15 protein-coding genes are annotated in these 17,870 nt (G+C 68.3%); 11 read left to right on the top strand and 4 right to left on the bottom strand.

The genetic code is table 11. The features are described 5' to 3' along the window. The first annotated feature begins 43 nt into the window (after positions 1–43). The 11 genes from F3H32_RS04710 (at position 44) to F3H32_RS04660 (ending at position 12,134) form a co-directional block, all read left to right on the top strand. Entirely contained in the window at positions 44–1,690 is a 1,647-nt protein-coding gene (locus tag F3H32_RS04710; protein ID WP_149764824.1) for an electron transfer flavoprotein-ubiquinone oxidoreductase, read from the top strand. A gap of 106 nt (positions 1,691–1,796) precedes the next feature. Beyond that, positions 1,797–3,626 (top strand): tetratricopeptide repeat protein, encoded by a 1,830-nt coding sequence (locus F3H32_RS04705; protein ID WP_223191347.1) that lies wholly within the window; start codon positions 1,797–1,799, stop codon positions 3,624–3,626. A 2-nt stretch (positions 3,627–3,628) separates the two neighbouring features. Next, positions 3,629–4,450, top strand: a complete 822-nt coding sequence (locus F3H32_RS04700; RefSeq protein ID WP_149764823.1) for a 4-(cytidine 5'-diphospho)-2-C-methyl-D-erythritol kinase — start codon at positions 3,629–3,631, stop codon at positions 4,448–4,450. Between the two features lie 29 nt (positions 4,451–4,479). Beyond that, a complete protein-coding gene (locus F3H32_RS04695; protein ID WP_149764822.1) occupies positions 4,480–5,214 on the top strand; it encodes a pyridoxine 5'-phosphate synthase in 735 nt (244 codons plus the stop codon). A 48-nt stretch (positions 5,215–5,262) separates the two neighbouring features. Next, positions 5,263–5,682, top strand: a complete 420-nt coding sequence (acpS, locus tag F3H32_RS04690; protein WP_149764821.1) for a holo-ACP synthase — start codon at positions 5,263–5,265, stop codon at positions 5,680–5,682. Between the two features lie 58 nt (positions 5,683–5,740). Further along, entirely contained in the window at positions 5,741–6,532 is a 792-nt protein-coding gene (lepB, locus tag F3H32_RS04685; RefSeq protein ID WP_394349609.1) for a signal peptidase I, read from the top strand. 43 nt (positions 6,533–6,575) lie between these two features. Then, positions 6,576–7,265, top strand: a complete 690-nt coding sequence (gene rnc, locus F3H32_RS04680; RefSeq protein ID WP_115755914.1) for a ribonuclease III — start codon at positions 6,576–6,578, stop codon at positions 7,263–7,265. Then, positions 7,262–8,173, top strand: coding sequence for a GTPase Era (gene era, locus F3H32_RS04675; protein WP_149764820.1), 912 nt, complete (start codon positions 7,262–7,264; stop codon positions 8,171–8,173). The genes rnc and era overlap by 4 nt, the downstream gene beginning before the upstream one ends. Further along, complete coding sequence (locus tag F3H32_RS04670) at positions 8,166–8,501, top strand: DUF1491 family protein (protein WP_149764819.1); 336 nt, start codon at positions 8,166–8,168, stop codon at positions 8,499–8,501. The genes era and F3H32_RS04670 overlap by 8 nt, the downstream gene beginning before the upstream one ends. Before the next feature lie 218 nt (positions 8,502–8,719). Beyond that, complete coding sequence (gene gyrB, locus F3H32_RS04665) at positions 8,720–11,158, top strand: DNA topoisomerase (ATP-hydrolyzing) subunit B (protein WP_149764818.1); 2,439 nt, start codon at positions 8,720–8,722, stop codon at positions 11,156–11,158. Between the two features lie 247 nt (positions 11,159–11,405). Then, a complete protein-coding gene (locus F3H32_RS04660) occupies positions 11,406–12,134 on the top strand; it encodes an outer membrane protein (RefSeq protein ID WP_223191346.1) in 729 nt (242 codons plus the stop codon). Positions 12,135–12,202: 68 nt separating this feature from the next. Here the strand turns inward: F3H32_RS04660 and pdeM are convergent, their stop codons facing one another. From pdeM to F3H32_RS04640, 4 genes are read right to left on the bottom strand one after another with little or no spacing between them, the layout of a single operon-like run. Beyond that, positions 12,203–12,865 (bottom strand): ligase-associated DNA damage response endonuclease PdeM, encoded by a 663-nt coding sequence (pdeM, locus tag F3H32_RS04655; protein WP_149764816.1) that lies wholly within the window; start codon positions 12,863–12,865, stop codon positions 12,203–12,205. Continuing rightward, complete coding sequence (locus F3H32_RS04650; protein WP_149764815.1) at positions 12,862–15,294, bottom strand: ligase-associated DNA damage response DEXH box helicase; 2,433 nt, start codon at positions 15,292–15,294, stop codon at positions 12,862–12,864. The genes pdeM and F3H32_RS04650 overlap by 4 nt, the downstream gene beginning before the upstream one ends. Next, a complete protein-coding gene (locus F3H32_RS04645; protein ID WP_149764814.1) occupies positions 15,291–16,835 on the bottom strand; it encodes a cisplatin damage response ATP-dependent DNA ligase in 1,545 nt (514 codons plus the stop codon). The genes F3H32_RS04650 and F3H32_RS04645 overlap by 4 nt, the downstream gene beginning before the upstream one ends. After that, positions 16,832–17,821 (bottom strand): ligase-associated DNA damage response exonuclease, encoded by a 990-nt coding sequence (locus F3H32_RS04640; RefSeq protein ID WP_149764813.1) that lies wholly within the window; start codon positions 17,819–17,821, stop codon positions 16,832–16,834. The genes F3H32_RS04645 and F3H32_RS04640 overlap by 4 nt, the downstream gene beginning before the upstream one ends. Between the last annotated feature and the right edge of the window lie 49 nt (positions 17,822–17,870).

Here is a 17,870-nt window from a genome sequence, read left to right as displayed (position 1 = left end):
TGGCGCACGGATTATCGAGCTAGGGAAAAACGGGGGCCGAGCCATGTCTGGAATTGAACGCGAGTCGATGGATTACGACGTTGTGATCGTCGGCGGCGGTCCAAGCGGGCTGTCGGCAGCGATCCGTCTGAAGCAGCTCAACCCCGAACTTTCCGTGGTGCTGCTGGAGAAGGGTTCCGAGATCGGCGCGCATATCCTGTCGGGCGCGGTGCTGGACACCTCGGGCCTTGACCGGCTGATCCCCGACTGGAAGGACAAGGGCGCGCCCGTCACCACCAAGGTCACGTCCGACAATTTCTATATGCTCGGCGAGGGCGGGCAGGTGCGCGTCCCGAACTGGCCGATGCCGCCCCTGATGAACAATCACGGCAAGTATATCGTCAGCATGGGCAATGTCTGCCGCTGGCTCGCCGAACAGGCCGAGGCGCTGGAGGTCGAGATCTTCCCCGGCATGGCCTGCTCGCAACTGGTTTATGAGGGCGACCGGGTGGTCGGCGTCGTCGCCGGCGAAATGGGGCTGAATGCCGACGGCACCCCCGGCCCGGCCTATGAGCCCGGCATGGAACTGCGCGGCAAATACGTGCTGATCGCCGAGGGCGTGCGCGGCAGCCTCGCCAAGGAACTGATCGGCAAATACGACCTCTCGGCCGGCCACGAGCCGCAGAAATTCGGCCTCGGCATGAAGGAGATCTGGGAGATCGACCCGGCCAAGGCCAAGCCCGGCACGGTGACGCATACCATGGGCTGGCCCTTGGGCAAGAACGCCGGCGGCGGCAGCTTCATCTATCACCTGGAAGGCAACCAGGTGCTGGTCGGCTTCGTCGTGCACCTGAACTATGCCAACCCCTACCTGTATCCCTATATGGAGTTCCAGCGCTTCAAGCATCATCCCATGGTCGCGGAACTGCTGGAGGGCGGCAAGCGCGTGGCTTACGGTGCCAGGGCAATCTCCGAGGGCGGCTGGCAGTCGATCCCGAAGCTGACCGTGCCGGGGGCGGTGCTGCTGGGCTGCTCGGCCGGGCTGGTGAACGTGCCGCGCATCAAGGGCAACCACAACGCCATGCTGTCCGGCATCGCCGCGGCTGAGGCGGCGGCTGCGGCCATCGCCGCGGGGCGCGAGGGCGACGAGCTTGCCGAATACGAGGCCGACCTGCGTTCCGGCCCCATCGCCCGCGACCTGAAGCCGGTCAGGAACGTCAAGCCGCTCTGGTCGAAACTGGGGCTGTGGTCCAGCCTGGCGCTTGGCGGCTTCGACATGTGGGTGGCGAACCTGACCGGCTGGAACCCGCTGGGGACGTGGAAGCATGGCAAGACCGACGCCGCCGCCACCGGCAAGGCTGCCGACTACAAGCCCATCGACTATCCCCGGCCCGACGGCAAGCTCAGCTTCGACCGGCTGACCAACGTGGCTTTCAGCTTTACCAATCACGAGGAAAGCCAGCCCTGCCACCTGAAGCTCAAGGACCCCGCGATCCCGATCGCGGTGAACCTGCCGCTTTATGCCGAGCCGGCGCAGCGCTATTGCCCGGCCGGGGTCTATGAAGTGCTGGAGGGCGACGATGGCCCGCGCTTCCAGATCAACTTCCAGAACTGCGTGCATTGCAAGACCTGCGACATCAAGGATCCCTCCCAGAACATCAACTGGACCACGCCCCAGGGCGGCGACGGGCCGAACTACCCGAATATGTGATCGCGGCGGGCGGTGCAGCGCCGGCCGCGGCGTTGCCCATCGGCGCTGCGGCGGCTAGGGTCGCCTGCACAAATCGCCGAAAGCCGCCGAAAACATGGGCCAAGCCGTGACGAAAACTCTGATCCCGCTGCTGCTGGTCGCGCTGACCGCCGCGCCGCTGCCGCAAGGCGCCGCCATGGCCGCGCCATTGCTGGCGCAGGCCGAAGACGCGCAAAACGACAGGCCGGCGCAGCGCCCGGCCGCTTCGGGTCCCGCCTTGCACGGTCTTTCCGGCCCCTACCTGGCCGCGCGCATGGCCGCGATCGCCAACGACTATCGCCCGGCCGCACGGTATTTCCTGCAAGCGCTGGCCCATGACGACGACGACGCCTTTCTGCAAGACAGCGCCCTGATCGCCCTGATCTCGGCCGGCGAGATGGAGCGCGCCGCCGCCCTTGCCGGCACCATCTCGGACCAGGGCCGCGCCACGGAACTCGCCCGCCTGATGCAACGTGCCGAAATGGCGCGCGCCGGGCGGTGGGAGGCGCTGGCCGACTCCATCGCGGCCGCGCCCGCGGCCGGGGATGCCGCGTCCCCCGGCGGCAGCAAGCTGGTCGATGGGATGATGCGCGCCTGGGCGCTGCTCGGCGCCGGCAGGGCGGGGGAATCGCTGACCACCTTCAAGTCGCTGGCCGAAATGCGCGGGGCGGCGCCGATGGTGAATTATCACCTGGCGCTGGCCAAGGCGCGGGTCGGCGATTTCGAGGGCGCCGAATTGCTGCTGGCCGATCCCGCCACCGGGGCGCATATCCTGGGCGTCATCGCCCACGCCCAGGCGCTGTCCCAGCTTGAGCGCAACCGCGACGCCATCGCCATGCTCGAAGCGACGCCGGGCTTTGCCCAGGAACCCCTGCTCGTTTCGCTGCGCGACCGCATGGCGCAGGGCGAGACGCTGCCCTTTGACGTGGCGCGCGGGCCGGCCGATGGCATGGCCCAGGTGTTCCTGACCTTCGGCTCGGTCCTGGCCAGCAGCGAGGAACCCGACCCGCTGGCGCTGATCCATGCCCGGCTGGCCGAATACCTGGCCCCCGACCTGGCCGAGGCGCGGGTCCTGGCCGCGCAGCTCTTGCAGGATTTCGGCCAGTTCGACCTGGCCGAGGCCGAGTTCGAGGCGCTGCGCGAGCTGGGCGACATGCGCCCCGTCGCAGAACTGTCGCGCATCGACGCGCTGGCCCGCGCCGAACGGCTGGACGATGCCGAAAAAGCCGCGCTGGCGCTGACCGCAGCCCATCCCGACCTGGCGCAGGGCTGGATCGCGCTTGGCGACATGCTGCGCCAGCAGGAAAAATTCGCCCAGGCCGTGCCGGCCTATGACAAGGCGCTGGACCTGATCGGCAAGGACGGCGCCGAGGCGCGCTGGTTCCCGCTTTACGCCCGCGGCATCGCGCTGGAACGCTCGGACCAGTTCGCCAGGGCCGAGGCCGATTTTCGCGAGGCGCTGACGATCCGCCCGGATTCCGCCCAGGTGCTGAACTATCTGGGCTACAGCCTGGTGGACCGCGGCGACAAGCTGGACGAGGCGCTGGACCTGATCAAGCGCGCGGTCGAACTGCGCCCCGATGACGGCTACATCCTGGATTCGCTGGCGTGGGCCTATTTCCGCCTGGGCAACTATCCCCAGGCGGTGCCACCGATGGAGCGCGCGGTGGCGGCCATGCCCGGCGATTCGCTGGTCAACGACCATATGGGCGACATCTACTGGATGGTCGGCCGCCAGCGCGAGGCCGAGATCCAGTGGCACCGCGCCCTGTCGCTGAAACCCGAAACCGAGGCCGAGGCCGACCGCATCCGCGCCAAGCTGGAGCGGGGCCTGGACGCGGTGCTGGACAGCGAAAAGGCCGGCCGCGCCACCCCGGCCGAGGAGCCGCGCGCCCCCGAACCGGCCAGGGCCGATTAACCATGCCCCTGCCCCGGCGCGAGGCCGCGCCAGCCAAGCTGAATCTGGCGCTGCATGTGACCGGCCGCCGCGCCGACGGCTATCACCTGCTTGATTCGCTGGTGGTGTTCCTGGAACTGGGCGATGTCGTGACCGTCGCGCCGGGACCCCTGTCGCTTCGCCTGACCGGCCCCTTTGCCGATGGCCTGGTGGCCGAGCCCGACAACCTGTGCCTTCGCGCCGCCCGACTTGCCGGCCGCGAGGTCGCGATCACCCTGGAAAAGAACCTGCCCGTGGCCTCTGGCATCGGCGGCGGCTCGGCCGATGCGGCGGCGGTGCTGCGCGCGCTGGACGCCCGGCCCACGGGGGCCGAGTCGCTGGGCGCGGATGTGCCGGCCTGCCTGGCCGCCCGGCCTTTGCGGATGCAGGGCCTGGGCGAAATCCTGACGCCGCTGCCGCCCTTGCCCAGGCTGCATGTGCTGCTGGTCAATCCCGGCCGCGCCCTGCCGACGCCGGCGGTGTTCCAGGCATTGGAGCGGCCCGGCAACCCGCCCCTGCCCGCCCGGCTGCCGGCCTTTCGCGATGCGGCGGCGCTGGTCGCCTTTCTGCGCCACTGCCGCAACGATCTGGAACCGCCCGCCATCCGGCTGATGCCGCAGATCGCCGATTGCCTGGCGGCGATCCGCGGCTCGGGCGCGCAGCTTGCCCGGATGTCCGGCTCGGGCGCGACCTGCTTTGGGCTTTTCGCCAGCGCAGCCCAGGCCAGCGCCGCCCAGGCCGCCCTCGCCGCGGCCAATCCGGGCTGGTGGGTGGCGGCGACTGGACTTGCGCCGGCAAAGCACTAATCTGCCGCGACATCCACAAGGGGAAAACCATGCTGCGCCTTGGCGTCAACATCGACCACGTCGCCACCATCCGCAACGCCCGCGGCACGCCCTGGCCCGACCCGGTGCGGGCGGCGGAACTGGCCGAAAAGGCGGGGGCCGACGGCATCACCGCGCATCTGCGCGAGGATCGCCGCCACATCTCGGACGCGGATATCGACCGGCTGATGGCGGCGCTGAACCTGCCGCTGAACCTGGAAATGGCCGCCACCGCGGAAATGCAGGCCATCGCGCTGCGCCACCGCCCGCATGCCGTCTGCATCGTCCCCGAAAAGCGCGAGGAACGCACGACCGAAGGCGGGCTGGACGTGGCCGGAAACCAGGCGTTCCTGGCCGATTTCATCGCCCCCCTGCGCGAGGCGGGCTGCCGGGTCTCGCTGTTCATCGGCCACGAACAGGACCAGGTCGAGGCCGCCGCCCGCATCGGCGCCGCGGTGGTGGAACTGCATACCGGCGCCTATTGCGACCTGGATACCGAAGGGCGGCTGGCCGAACGCGACCTGGAACTGGACGCCCTGCGCCGCGCCGCGGCCCAGGCGCATCTTCTGGGGCTGGAAGTCCATGCCGGCCACGGCCTGACCTTCGACACGGTCGGCCCCATCGCCGCCATCCCGGAACTGCGCGAGCTCAACATCGGGCATTTCCTGATCGCCGAATCGGTCTTCCTGGGCCTTGGCCCGGCGATCCGCGAAATGCGCCGGCGCATGGACGCGGCCCGCGGCTGATTTCACCGTTTTCCAAATACTCATGTCACTACAGGACCAATCAGGCGCATGATTCTCGGCATAGGCTCGGACCTTTGCAATATCGACCGCATCGCCGGGGTGCTTGCGCGCCACGGCGACCGCTTTCGCCGCCGGGTCTTTACCGAACGCGAACTGGTCCTGGCCGCGCGCCGCCGGCACGAGGCCGCGACGCTGGCGAAACGCTGGGCGGCCAAGGAAGCCTGCTCCAAGGCGCTGGGAACCGGGCTGGCCATGGGCATCGCCTGGCGCGACATGGCGGTCAGGAACCTGGCGACCGGCCAGCCGACCATGGAACTGACCGGCTGGGCGGCCGAAAGGCTGGCGGCGATGACGCCCCCCGGCCACCGCGCGCAGGTGCATGTGACGCTGACCGACGACCACCCTTGGGCCCAGGCCTTCGTGGTGATCGAGGCGCTTCCCATTCCGGCCGACCCCGCCACGGCTTGACTTTGCCGCCCCCCGCGCCCCATGAACGCGCGACTTGCCGATGAAGGGAATGGCATCAATGGCCGAAAGCGAAGCCCGCAAGGACGGCGGCATCTGGGAAACCGTCAAGACCATCTTCTGGGCGCTGGTGATCGCGGGCGTGTTCCGCACCCTGTTCTTCCAGCCGTTCTGGATTCCCTCGGGCAGCATGAAGGACACGCTGCTGATCGGCGATTTCCTGTTCGTGAACAAGATGGCCTATGGCTATTCGCGGGTATCCTGCCCCTTCGCGCTGTGCCCGATCTCGGGCCGCATCCTGGGCTCTGATCCCGAACGCGGCGATGTCGTGGTCTTTCGCCACCCGACGCGGGGCGACGATTTCATCAAGCGCGTGGTCGGCCTGCCCGGCGACCGCATCCAGATGAGGAACGGCAGGCTCTGGATCAACGGGCAAGAGGTGCCGCAAGAGCCCGCCGGCACATTTGCCGAACCCTACGCGCCGCAAGGCCCGCAACAGACCCTGCCGCGTTGCGGCAACGAGCCGGTGCCCCAGGGCGCGGCCTGCGAAAAGGCCCGCTTCACCGAGACGCTGCCCAATGGCGTCGCCCATGACGTGCTGGATATCTCTGCCAACGGTCCGGGCGACAACACCGCCGAGTTCACCGTGCCCGAGGGGAATTACTTCTTCCTGGGCGACAACCGCGACAATTCCGGCGATTCGCGCTGGCCGGCTGCGGTGGGCGGCGTCGGCATGGTTCCGGCGGAATACCTGATCGGCCGGGCCGACCGGATCATGTTCTCATCGGCCGGCAAGTCGCTGCTGTATTTCTGGACCTGGCGGCCCGACCGTTTCCTGAAGGCCGTGGATTAAGGAAGAATTGCCGCGGCGCCCCGCGCCGTGGCAGGATCGCGACATGAAGATTTCCGCAGACCTGCGCGCATTCTCGGACCGGCTGGGGCATGAATTCCTGCGCCCCGATCTTCTGCGCCGCGCGCTGACCCATGGCTCGATCGCCAGCACGACCCGGCCCGACAACCAGCGGCTGGAATTCCTGGGCGACCGGGTGCTGGGCCTGACCATGGCCGAGGCGCTGTTCGCCGCCGACCGCAGCGCGACCGAAGGCCAGCTTGCCCCGCGCTACAACGCGCTGGTCAAGGGCGAGACCTGCGCCGCCATCGCCCGCGAGATCGGGCTGGGCGATGTGCTCAAGCTCGGCCGGTCCGAAATGCTGTCGGGCGGGCGGCGCAAGGACGCGCTCTTGGCCGACGCGATGGAGGCGGTGATCGCCGCCGTCTATCTGGATGCCGGCTTCGAGGCGGCGCGCGACGTGGTGCTGAACCTGTGGGCCGACCGGCTGGCCAATGTCGCAAGCGATGCCCGCGACGCCAAGACCGCGCTTCAGGAATGGGCGCAGGCGCAGGGCATGAGCCCGCCGCGCTATGTCCAGGTTGCGCGCAGCGGCCCCGACCACGCGCCGGAATTCCAGATCACCGTGCGGCTGGACGACGGCCGCGAGGCCGCGGCCAGCGGCAAGGGCACGAAACGCAGCATCGAACAGGCCGCCGCCGCGGCGATGCTGGAACAGATCGAAAGAACGCCATGACCCAGACACGCGCAGGCTTCGCAGCCCTGATCGGCGAACCGAATGCCGGGAAATCCACGCTGCTGAACCGCATGGTCGGGGCCAAGGTCTCGATCGTGACGCATAAGGTGCAGACCACCCGCGCCCGCATCCGCGGCATCGCCATGCGCGGGGACAGCCAGATCGTCTTCGTCGACACGCCCGGCATCTTTCGCCCGCGCCGCAGGCTGGACCGCAGCATGGTCAAGGCGGCCTGGGGCGGCGCGGCCGATGCCGATGTGATCCTGCTGTTGATCGAGGCGCATCGCGGGCTGACCGAGGGCGCGCAGGCGATCATCGACAACCTGCGCGACCATGCCGGCCAGACGCCGGTGGCGCTGGTCATCAACAAGATCGACCGGGTGAAGTCCGAGGCATTGCTGGCGCTGTCGCAACAGGTGAATGCCGCCTTCGACTTTGCCCGCACCTTCATGATCTCGGCCGAAAAGGGCCATGGCTGCGCGGACCTGCTGGATTGGCTGGCGCAGGAAGTGCCCGAGGGGCCTTGGCTTTACCCCGAGGACCAGGTGGCCGACCTGCCGATGCGCATGATCGCCGCGGAAATCACCCGCGAAAAGCTGACCCTGCGCCTGCACGAGGAAATCCCCTACCAACTGACGGTCGAGACCGAGGCATGGGAGGAGAAGAAGGACGGCTCGGCCCGCGTGGACCAGATCGTCTATGTCGCCCGCCCCGGCCACAAGGGCATCGTGCTGGGCAAGGGCGGCGAGACGATCAAGGCCGTGGGCCAGGCCGCGCGGGCCGAACTGGCCGAATTCATGGGCCGGCCGGTGCATCTGTTCCTGCAAGTCAAGGTGCGGGAAAACTGGCTGGACGAGGCCGAGCGTTACAACGAAATGGGCCTTGATTTCCGCGACGGCGATGCCTGAACCACGGCTGGCCGCCGGCATCTGGGTCGCGGCCTATCTGCGCCGGCTGGACCTTGCCGGCATCCCGGCCTATGTCACCCGCCATGGCGACGACACCGCCGGCAGCGTGATGGTGAAATGCGCCACGCTGGACGGCCGCGCCGGCCTGTGGGTCCGGGAATGGGATTTCCAGACCGACACGCGGCAATGGCTGCAACTGAATGACGCTTCCGAGCCAGAGATCGACGCCGAGATCGCCCGCAACATCGCCCGCGACCCCGACCTGTGGGTGATCGAGATCGAGAGCCGCGACGGCCGCACCCTGCTGGACGAGGACGGGCTGGCTTGAACCGGCGGCAGGAGTATTTGGAAAACGGTGAAAGCCGGCAAAGCCTGGCCCGGCGGGGCGGCAGCACGGGTATTTGGGGAACGAAGACGCCGGGGTTTCGCGCGGGACGGCCGGGGGCGCGGCGGGCAGGTGGGAAGCCGCTAAATCTTGTGGCTTTCCCGTGACATTCCCTGCGGCGCACACTATAAGATGAGGGTCCAAGGCAGGATAAGAAGACAATGACCGAACCCGCCCCTCAGACCTCCGACTACGGCGCCGAATCCATCAAGGTTCTCAAGGGCCTGGAAGCGGTGCGCAAGCGTCCCGGCATGTATATCGGCGATACCGACGACGGTTCGGGCCTGCATCACATGGTCACCGAGGTCGTGGATAACGGCATCGACGAGGCGCTGGCCGGTCATGCCGATTTCGTGCGCGTCAAGATTCATGCCGACGGCAGCGTTTCCGTGCGTGACAACGGGCGCGGGATTCCGGTCGACATGCACCCCACCGAAGGCGTCAGCGCGGCCGAGGTCATCATGACCCAACTGCATGCCGGCGGCAAGTTCGACCAGAACAGCTACAAGGTCTCGGGCGGGTTGCACGGCGTCGGCGTCTCGGTCGTCAACGCCCTGTCGGACTGGCTGGAGCTGCGCATCTGGCGCAATGGCAAGGAACATTTCGTCCGCTTCGAGAACGGCGACACGGTCGAGCATCTGCGCGTCACCGGCGATGCCGCGCCGGGCGAAAAGGGCACCGAGGTGCGCTTTCTGGCCTCGTCCAAGGAGGACCGGCCGGACGGCACCTTCCTGAACCGCGAATACAGCTTCAAGCTGCTGGAAAACCGGCTGCGGGAACTGGCTTTCCTGAACTCGGGCGTGCGGATCATCCTGGAGGACGAGCGCCCCGCCGAGCCGCTGCGCACCGAACTGTTCTATGAGGGCGGCGTCCAGGAATTCGTGAAGTTCATCGACCGCTCGAAAACCGCGGTCATGCCCGAGCCGATCTTCATCCAGGGCGAAAGGAACGGCATCGGCGTCGAGGTGGCGATGTGGTGGAACGACTCGTATCACGAGACCGTGCTGCCCTTTACCAACAACATCCCGCAACGCGACGGCGGCACGCATCTGGCCGGTTTTCGCGGCGCGCTGACCCGCGTCATCAACAACTATGCGCAAACCAATGCCCAGGCGCGCAAGGAAAAGGTCGATTTCACCGGCGACGACGCGCGCGAGGGGCTGACCTGCGTGCTGTCGGTCAAGGTGCCGGACCCGAAATTTTCCAGCCAGACCAAGGACAAGCTGGTCTCGTCCGAGGTGCGCCCGGCCGTCGAGGGGCTGGTGGGCGAAAAGCTGGCCGAATGGTTCGAGGAGAACCCGGCCGAGGCGAAATCCATCCTTGGCAAGATCATCGAGGCGGCTCTGGCCCGCGAGGCGGCGCGCAAGGCGCGCGAGTTGACGCGCCGCAAGACCGCGATGGACGTGGCCAGCCTGCCCGGCAAGCTGGCGGATTGCCAGGAAAAGGACCCGGCGCTGTCGGAACTGTTCATCGTCGAGGGCGATTCGGCCGGCGGGTCCGCCAAGCAGGGCCGATCGCGCCAGAACCAGGCGGTTCTGCCCCTGCGCGGCAAGATCCTGAACGTGGAGCGGGCGCGGTTCGACCGGATGCTGTCATCGGACCAGATCGGCACGCTGATCACCGCGCTGGGGACCGGCATCGGCCGGGACGAATTCAACCTGGGCAAGCTGCGTTACCACAAGATCGTCATCATGACCGATGCCGACGTGGACGGCGCGCATATCCGCACGCTTTTGCTGACCTTTTTCTTCCGGCAGATGCCGGAGCTGATCGAGGCGGGGCATCTCTATATCGCGCAGCCGCCGCTTTACAAGGTCAGCCGCGGCCGGTCCGAGGTCTATCTGAAGGACGAGGCGGCGCTGGAGGATTACCTGATCGAACAGGGCATCGACGGCGCCAGCCTGCGGCTTGGCCATGGCGAGACCCTGACCGGCGCCGACCTGGCCCGCGTGGTCGAGGAAGCGCGCAGCGTGCGCCGCATCCTGCGCGCCTATCCGACGCATTACCCGCCCCATATCACCGAACAGGCCGCCATCGCCGGCGCGCTGGTCCAGGGTCGGGTCGATGCCGATGCGCAGGGCGTGGCGAATGCCGTGGCCCAGCGTCTGGACATGATCGCCGAGGAGTATGAGCGCGGCTGGACCGGCCGGCCGACCCAGGATGCCGGCATCCGCCTGACCCGGCTGTTGCGCGGGGTCGAGGAAAGCCGCACCCTGGACGGCCCGATGCTGCGCAGCGCCGAAAGCCGGCGGCTGGGCGTCATGACCGATACGCTGCGCGAGGTCTATGGCCAGACCGCGCATCTTGTCCGCAAGGATCGCGACATCCCGATCCACGGCCCGATGAGCCTGCTGCAAGCCATCTTCCTTGAGGGGGAAAAGGGCCTGTCGCTGCAACGCTACAAGGGCCTGGGCGAAATGAACCCCGAACAGCTATGGGAAACCACCCTGGACCCGTCGGCGCGCACCATGTTGCAGGTGCGGGTCGAAGACCTGTCCGAGGCGGACGACATCTTTACCAAGCTGATGGGCGATGTGGTCGAGCCGCGGCGCGACTTCATCCAGCAGAACGCGCTGAACGTGGAAAACCTGGACATCTAAGCGCACAGGCCGTCAAATCCGCGCGGGCGAATCGCCGATTTTAAGACAACCGGGGATTTAGTGTTGCCATCATGCCGCGGACCTTGCGGGAAAATAATGGCGTCACCAACCCCTTCTTGCAGCCCTGTGGCAGCAAGGCTAGCTGTTGGCCAATTCTGATGCTCGGGCGCACGCCCTGTCCGCATCACCACGCATAGGAGACGTGAATATGTGCCCCGTTCATGTGAAATTTTCCGCCGCTGCGGCGATGTTCGCCTCGCTTTCCCTTGGCGCGTCGCTGGCCGCGAATGCCGGTGGCTTCGTGGCCCCGGTCGTCGACACCGGCGTCGTGTCCCCGGTGATTGAAACCGCCCCGGTCGCCGACTGGGCGGGTGGTTATGCCGGCCTGACGCTGGGCTATGCTTTCGGCGGCGACGACCGCGTGGGCTTCCACGAAACCGCAACGGGCGACTACCTTGGCGATGTCGGCAAGCTCGAACTCAGCGGCGTCAATGCGGGTGTGCGGGTCGGTTATCGCTGGCAGCGGGATCGCTGGGTTTTCGGCCCCGAACTGGGCTTCGAAGGCGGCAATATCGATGACACGATGTCTTTCGAGAACACATTGGGCGGGACCACCGAAGTCACGTCGAAGATCAAGAACGTTCTCGCGTTGCGCATGAAGACCGGCTACGTCGTGCAGCCGGACCTGCTGGTTTATGGCGTCGCCGGCATCGCGCGCGCCAAGGTCGAATACAATGTCGCGGGCACTGACGGCAGCGGCGGGTCGATAAGCGAAGACAGCGATTTCAGCAAAACCGGCTATATCCTGGGTGTCGGCGTCGAAAAGAAGGTCACTGACCGGATGTCGGTGACGGGCGAGTATGAATACGCCAGCTTCGGCAAGACCACCCGGAATTATGTTGCCGATGGCGGCGTCTCCACCCAGGCCACCCCAGAATATCACAACCTGAAACTGGGCCTGAACTTCAAGTTCTGATCCCGGAAGGATTGATCCGGCTCCACGGACGGAAAAGGGTCGCCCTTGGGGCGGCCCTTTTTCGTGGCTCAGCGCCTTTGCCGGCGCGACAGGCCCAGCGGCAGGGGGATGGCGCGGGCGCCGCAGGCGATGGCCAGCCCCTGCGGCACCAGCGCCGCCAAGGCCGGATCGTCCTGCAACAGCCCGCCGGTATAGGCCCCAAAGGCCGGCAGCAGCAGGTGATCGGCCCCCAGCAGAAAGGCCCGGCGCCGTTCGCCGGCCAGCCGCACGGCGGGGTGGAAATGGCCCGATATGTCCGGCCCCTGCCCCGCCTGGTGCCGCAGCGTGACCCGGCCCAGCCGCAGGCTGTCCGCCGCCCGGCCCGGCAGGCCCGCGGGCGCGCCGGGATCGTGGTTGCCGCCGATCCAGACCCAGTCCCGCCCCTGCGCCAGCCCGGCCAAGGCGCCCGCGACCAGCGGGTCCAGCGCCTCGGCCGCCGCCAGGTCGTCGAAACCGTCGCCCAGGCTGACCACCGCCCGCGGGTCCAGCGCCGCGATCTCATCCGCCAGCCGCTCCAGCGTCGCCAGCCCCTCATAGGGCGGCAGCAAGGGGCCGCCGCGCCGGGCCATGCGCTCGGACTTGCCCAGGTGCAGGTCGGCCACGACCAGCCAGCCGCCCGCCCCCCACCAGAGCGCGCCCGAGCCCCGCGCCTCAAGCCGCAGGCCGTGAAAGTCGAAGCCATATCCGCTCATGCGATCCCTTCCAGCCCGGCCTCGGCCATCAGCGCCTCGGCCTCGATCTGCGCCAGCCGCTCGCGGCCCTCGCCGCGGATCGGCACCCGGCCCATTTCCAGCAGCAAGGGCGCGGCCAGGGGCGAGACGCGATCCAGCATCCGATGCTCGCGCCGGGGCGAGCGGTCCAGCATTTCTTCGATCCGGCCGAAATCGACAAGGCCCCGCCCGGCCTCGTCGGCGGTGATCCGCAGCATCAGGTGGCCGGGGTCGTATTTGCGCAAGGTGTCGTAAAGAATGTCGCTAGAGAATGTCGCCTGCCGCCCGGATTTCCGCTGTCCCGGCATGTTGCGCTGGATCAGCCCGGCGACGGTCGCAACGTTGCGGAAAGTGCGCTTCATCACCGCATTCCCGCCCAGCCAGTCGCCCAAGCCCGCCCGCAGCCGCGCCCGGTCCAACAGCGGCGCGGGATCGCGCAGCGGGTCCAGCGACCAAACCAGCAGCGCGTAATCGGTCGACAGGAAGCCCAGCGGGCCCAGCCCCTCCTCCTCCATCTCGCGGGTCAGCAACAGGCCCAGCGTCTGCAAGGCATTGCGCCCGGCGAAACCGTAAAGCGCGAAATGCCACAGCCCGGCATGGGGAAAGCTTTCGGATAACAGCAGCCCCGGTTCCGGCAGGGCCGAGACTTCGGCCTGCAAGCCCAGCCAGTCCCGCACCTGCGCCGGCAAGGCGCCGTGCCGCGACGGATCGCCGATCAGCGCCAGCACGCGATGGGCAAGCTGCGTGGACATCGCCAGCTTGACGCCGGAATAGACGGCGATCTTGGGCTGCCGCGTCGGGTCGGGCGTGACCTCGATCACCATCTCGCGCATCGCATCCATGCGCACCACCCGCCCGCCGATCAGAAAGCTGTCGCCCGGCGTCAGGCTGGCCGCGAATGCCTCCTCGACCTCGCCCAAAGGCGCGCCGCTGCGGCCGCGCAGGCGGACCTTCATCATCTCGGCCTCGACGATGGTGCCGGCATTCATCCGCAAAAGCCTCGCCGCCCGCGGGTCGCGTAGCTGCCACAGGCCGCCGCGCAGCATCAGCCGCTGCCAGCGGTCATAAGCGCGCAAGGCATAGCCCCCGGTCGCGGCGAAATCCAGGCAGGCGTCGAAATCGGCGCGGGACAGTCTGCGATAGGGGCCGGCGGTGACGACCTCGGCATAAAGCGCATCGGCATCGAAGGGCGCGGCGCAGGCGGTAAGCCCGATATGCTGGCACAGCACATCGAGCGGCCCCGGCCCGCGCGGATCGCCGTCCAGGTCGCGCGCGCGCACCGCCTCCAGCGCGGCGACGCATTCGATCTGCTCGAAACGGTTCGCCGGCACGATCCGCGCCCTGGACGGGGCGTTATAGCGATGGTTCGCCCGGCCGATGCGCTGCACCAGCCGCTTGACGTTCTTGGGCGCGCCGACCTGGATCACCAGATCGACCGCGCCCCAGTCGATGCCCAGGTCCAGGCTGCCGGTCGCCACCACGGCGCGCAATTCGCCCGCCGCCATCGCCGCCTCGACCCGCGCGCGGCTTTCGCGCGCCAGGCTGCCGTGGTGCAACCCGATGGGCAGGTTCTCGTCATTCGCAGCCCAAAGCGCCTGAAAAAACAGCTCGGCCTGGGCGCGGGTGTTGATGAAGATGATGGTGGTGCGGGCCGCCTTCACCGCCGCCAGCACCTCGCGGATGGCGTAATGCCCGCCGCCGCCGGACCAGGGCGCGGGCCGGGCGGTGGCCAGCATGGCGATGTCGGGATCGGGGCCGGGATCGGCCTCGACCACGGTCACAGGCCGCGCACCCGCCATGAACCCGGCCAGCGCCTGCGGATCCTCGACCGTCGCCGACAGGCCCGTCACCCGCAGCCCCGGCGCCAAGGCCCGCAGCCGCGCCAGGCCCAGCATCAACTGGTCGCCGCGCTTGCTTTCCGCCAGGGCGTGTAATTCGTCCAGCACCACGCGGCGCAAGCCGCCAAAGATCGCCGGCGCCTCGGGATAGCTCAGCATCAGGGCCAGGCTTTCCGGCGTGGTCAGCAGGATCTCGGGCGGATCGACGCGCTGGCGCCGGCGCTGGCTCTGCCCGGTATCGCCGGTCCGGTCCTCGACCCGCACCCCCAGCCCCAGCTCCGCCACCGGCCGCGCCAGGTTGCGCCCGATGTCGGCGGTCAATGCCTTCAGCGGCGAGACGTAAAGCGTATGCACCGACCCTTTCGCGCTTTCACCGTTTTCCAAATACTCCTGCGACCGCCCCACCTGCACCAGTTCCACCAATGAGGGCAAAAACCCCGCCAGCGTCTTGCCGCCGCCGGTCGGCGCGATCAGCAGGCTGTCGCCGGTCGCCGCCAGCAGCGCCAACTGATGCGGATGCGGCTGCCAGCCCTGGCGCGCGAACCAGTCCCGGAACGCGGGCGGCAGGATCACAGCATCGCCTCAAGCGTCGCCAGGTGATCCGCCTCGGCCGCCGGCTTGTCCCAGCGGATGCGGCTGATGCGGGGAAAACGCATGGCCACGCCCGAACGGTGCCGGGCCGAGCGGTTCAGCCCCTCGAAGGCCACCTCGACCACCAGCTTCGGCGCCAAGGCGCGCACCGGCCCGTAACGCTCGACGGTGTTCTGGCGCACGAAACGGTCCAGTTCGCGCAACTCGGCATCGGTAAAGCCGAAATAGGCCTTGCCGACCGGCACCAGCTCGCCGCCGTCCCACAGGCCAAAGGTGAAATCGGAATGAAAGCCCGACCGCTTGCCATGGCCGCGCTGCGCATAGATCAGCACCGCATCGACCACCATCGGGTCGCGCTTCCACTTGAACCAGGGCCCGCGCGGCCGGCCGGCGACATAGGCCGAATCGCGGCGCTTGATCATCACCCCCTCGATCACCGCGGCGGGCGGATCGGCGCGCAACGCGGCCAGATCATCCCACGAGGCGAAATCCAGCAGCGGCGACAGATCGATGCGCGGCCCGAAATCCACGGCTTCCAGCACCCTGCGCCGCGCCTCCAGCGGTTCGGCGCGCAGGTCGCGACCCTCCCACAGCAGCAGGTCGTAAAGCCGCAAGCCCGCCGGATGGCTGGAAAGCAACCCCTTGCCCACGGTCTTGCGGTTCAGCCGCTTTTGCAACTCGCCAAAAGGCGCCACCTCGCCCTCGCGCCGCACGATCAGCTCGCCATCGACGCTGCCTTCGAAATCCATCGCCTCGATCAGGTCGGGAAAGGCGTGCGAGATATCCTCGCCGGTGCGGGAATAAACCCGCCGCATCCCACCCTCGGCCACCGCCTGCACGCGGATGCCGTCCCATTTCCATTCCGCGAAATAATCGCCGGGCGCCAGCCCGCGCAACTGGTCCAGGTCGGTCGCCGTGGACAGCATCACCGGGCGGAACGGCGCCAGCGCCGCGCTTTCCGGCCGCGCCCCGCCGCCGATCCAGCCGAACAGCGGCGCATAGGGCGGCGCAAGCCCGTGCCAGATCTCCTCGATCTCGGGGACCGAGGGCGCGCCCATCCCCGCCAGCGCCATCCGCGCCATCCGGGCCGAGACGCCGACGCGCAGGTTGCCGGTGGCCAGCTTCAGAAAGGCCAGCCGCTCGGACGGGCCCAGCCGGTCCAGCATCGCGGCGATGGCGCCGGGCAGCGCCGCCTTGCCGGTGCCTTGCAGCAGCGCCACCGCATGCGACAGGGCGGGGTCGTCCTCGGCCCCCTCGGGCCAGACCAGGGCGATGGTCTCGGCCAGGTCGCCGACGAAATCATAGCTCAGCGCCAGAAGCTGGTCGTCCACCCGCTCGGCCGCCAGCCCGCGCAGCAGCGACGGCGTGACCCGGCGCAATTCCAGGTCGCCGGTCAGCGCCGCCAACGCCCAGCCGCGATCCGGGTCGGCCGTGCGTTCCAGGTAATGCCGCAAAAGCTGCAACTTGGCATTGCGCGCCGGCGTAAAGGCCAGCCGTTCCAGCAAAGCGGCAAAGGCTTTCATTCCGCCTCGTCCTCATAGCCGACCAGCCGCAGCGGCCGGGCGGGGATCTGCGCCAGCTCGCACCAGCGGATCACCCCGTCCTCGGCGCCATGCGTGACCCAGACCTCGGCCGGCGCCAGTTCCGCCAGCGTGCCGGTCAGCGCCGGCCAATCCACGTGGTCGCTGATGACCAGCGGCAATTCCGCGCCGCGCTGGCGCGCCCGCGCCCTGACCGCCATCCAGCCCGAGGCAAAGCCGATCACCGGGTCGCGGAACCGCTGCACCCAGGGGCTGGCGAATGCCGAGGGCGGCGCGATCACCAACTGCGCCGCCACATCCTCGGCCGTGGCGGGCACCAACGCGCCCAGTTCGACCCCGCGAAAGGCATAGAAATCGCACAGCGCCTTCAGCGCGCCATGGATGGCGATGGGCGCATCATAGCCGGCCTCGCGCATCAGCGCGATGACATGCTGCGCCTTGCCCAGCGCATAGGCGCCGACCAGATGCGGGCGGTCGGGAAACTCGGCCATGCTGGCAAGCAGCTTCTCCACCTGCGTCGAGGGCTCGGGAAAGCGGAACACCGGCAGGCCAAAGGTCGCCTCGGTCACGAAGACATCGCAGGGCACCGGCTGGAACGGCGCGCAGGTCGGGTTCGGCTGGCGCGCATAATCGCCCGAAACGACGATGCGGCACCCACCGGCGGTAACGGAAATCTGGCTTGATCCCAGCACATGCCCGGCCGGGTGAAAGCCGACCGTGACGCCGCCGATCCGCGTCTCGGGTTCGGCCACCTGGACCGAGCCCGCGAAACCGTCGCCCATGCGCAGCCGCATGATCTCCAGCGTCTCGGCGGTGGCCATGACCGCGCCATGGCCAAGGCGGGCGTGGTCGGAATGGCCATGGGTGATCAGCGCGCGCTCGACCGGACGCAGCGGGTCGATGTGAAAGCCGCCCTGGGGACAGAAAAGCCCGGCTTCGGTGGGGAACAGGATGGAATCGGCGCGCATGACCCGAAGATGTAGAACATTTCGTGAAAATCAACCCGACCCCGCGGCC

It is taken from the genome of Paracoccus thiocyanatus, from assembly GCF_900156255.1.
GTDB lineage: Bacteria > Pseudomonadota > Alphaproteobacteria > Rhodobacterales > Rhodobacteraceae > Paracoccus > Paracoccus thiocyanatus.
The sequence above is the reverse complement of the archived record's forward strand: the minus strand, read 5'-3'. Positions and strand labels throughout refer to the sequence as shown.

Excerpts from the sequence above, each read along its gene's own strand:
- F3H32_RS04710 (WP_149764824.1), top strand. The coding sequence starts at position 44 with ATGTCTGGAATTGAACGCGAGTCGATGGATTACGACGTTGTGATCGTC.
- F3H32_RS04700 (WP_149764823.1), top strand. The coding sequence starts at position 3,629 with ATGCCCCTGCCCCGGCGCGAGGCCGCGCCAGCCAAGCTGAATCTGGCG.
- F3H32_RS04695 (WP_149764822.1), top strand. The coding sequence starts at position 4,480 with ATGCTGCGCCTTGGCGTCAACATCGACCACGTCGCCACCATCCGCAAC.
- acpS (WP_149764821.1), top strand. The coding sequence starts at position 5,263 with ATGATTCTCGGCATAGGCTCGGACCTTTGCAATATCGACCGCATCGCC.
- lepB (WP_394349609.1), top strand. The coding sequence starts at position 5,741 with ATGGCCGAAAGCGAAGCCCGCAAGGACGGCGGCATCTGGGAAACCGTC.
- rnc (WP_115755914.1), top strand. The coding sequence starts at position 6,576 with ATGAAGATTTCCGCAGACCTGCGCGCATTCTCGGACCGGCTGGGGCAT.
- era (WP_149764820.1), top strand. The coding sequence starts at position 7,262 with ATGACCCAGACACGCGCAGGCTTCGCAGCCCTGATCGGCGAACCGAAT.
- F3H32_RS04670 (WP_149764819.1), top strand. The coding sequence starts at position 8,166 with ATGCCTGAACCACGGCTGGCCGCCGGCATCTGGGTCGCGGCCTATCTG.
- gyrB (WP_149764818.1), top strand. The coding sequence starts at position 8,720 with ATGACCGAACCCGCCCCTCAGACCTCCGACTACGGCGCCGAATCCATC.
- F3H32_RS04660 (WP_223191346.1), top strand. The coding sequence starts at position 11,406 with ATGTTCGCCTCGCTTTCCCTTGGCGCGTCGCTGGCCGCGAATGCCGGT.
- pdeM (WP_149764816.1), bottom strand. The coding sequence starts at position 12,865 with ATGAGCGGATATGGCTTCGACTTTCACGGCCTGCGGCTTGAGGCGCGG.
- F3H32_RS04645 (WP_149764814.1), bottom strand. The coding sequence starts at position 16,835 with ATGAAAGCCTTTGCCGCTTTGCTGGAACGGCTGGCCTTTACGCCGGCG.
- F3H32_RS04640 (WP_149764813.1), bottom strand. The coding sequence starts at position 17,821 with ATGCGCGCCGATTCCATCCTGTTCCCCACCGAAGCCGGGCTTTTCTGT.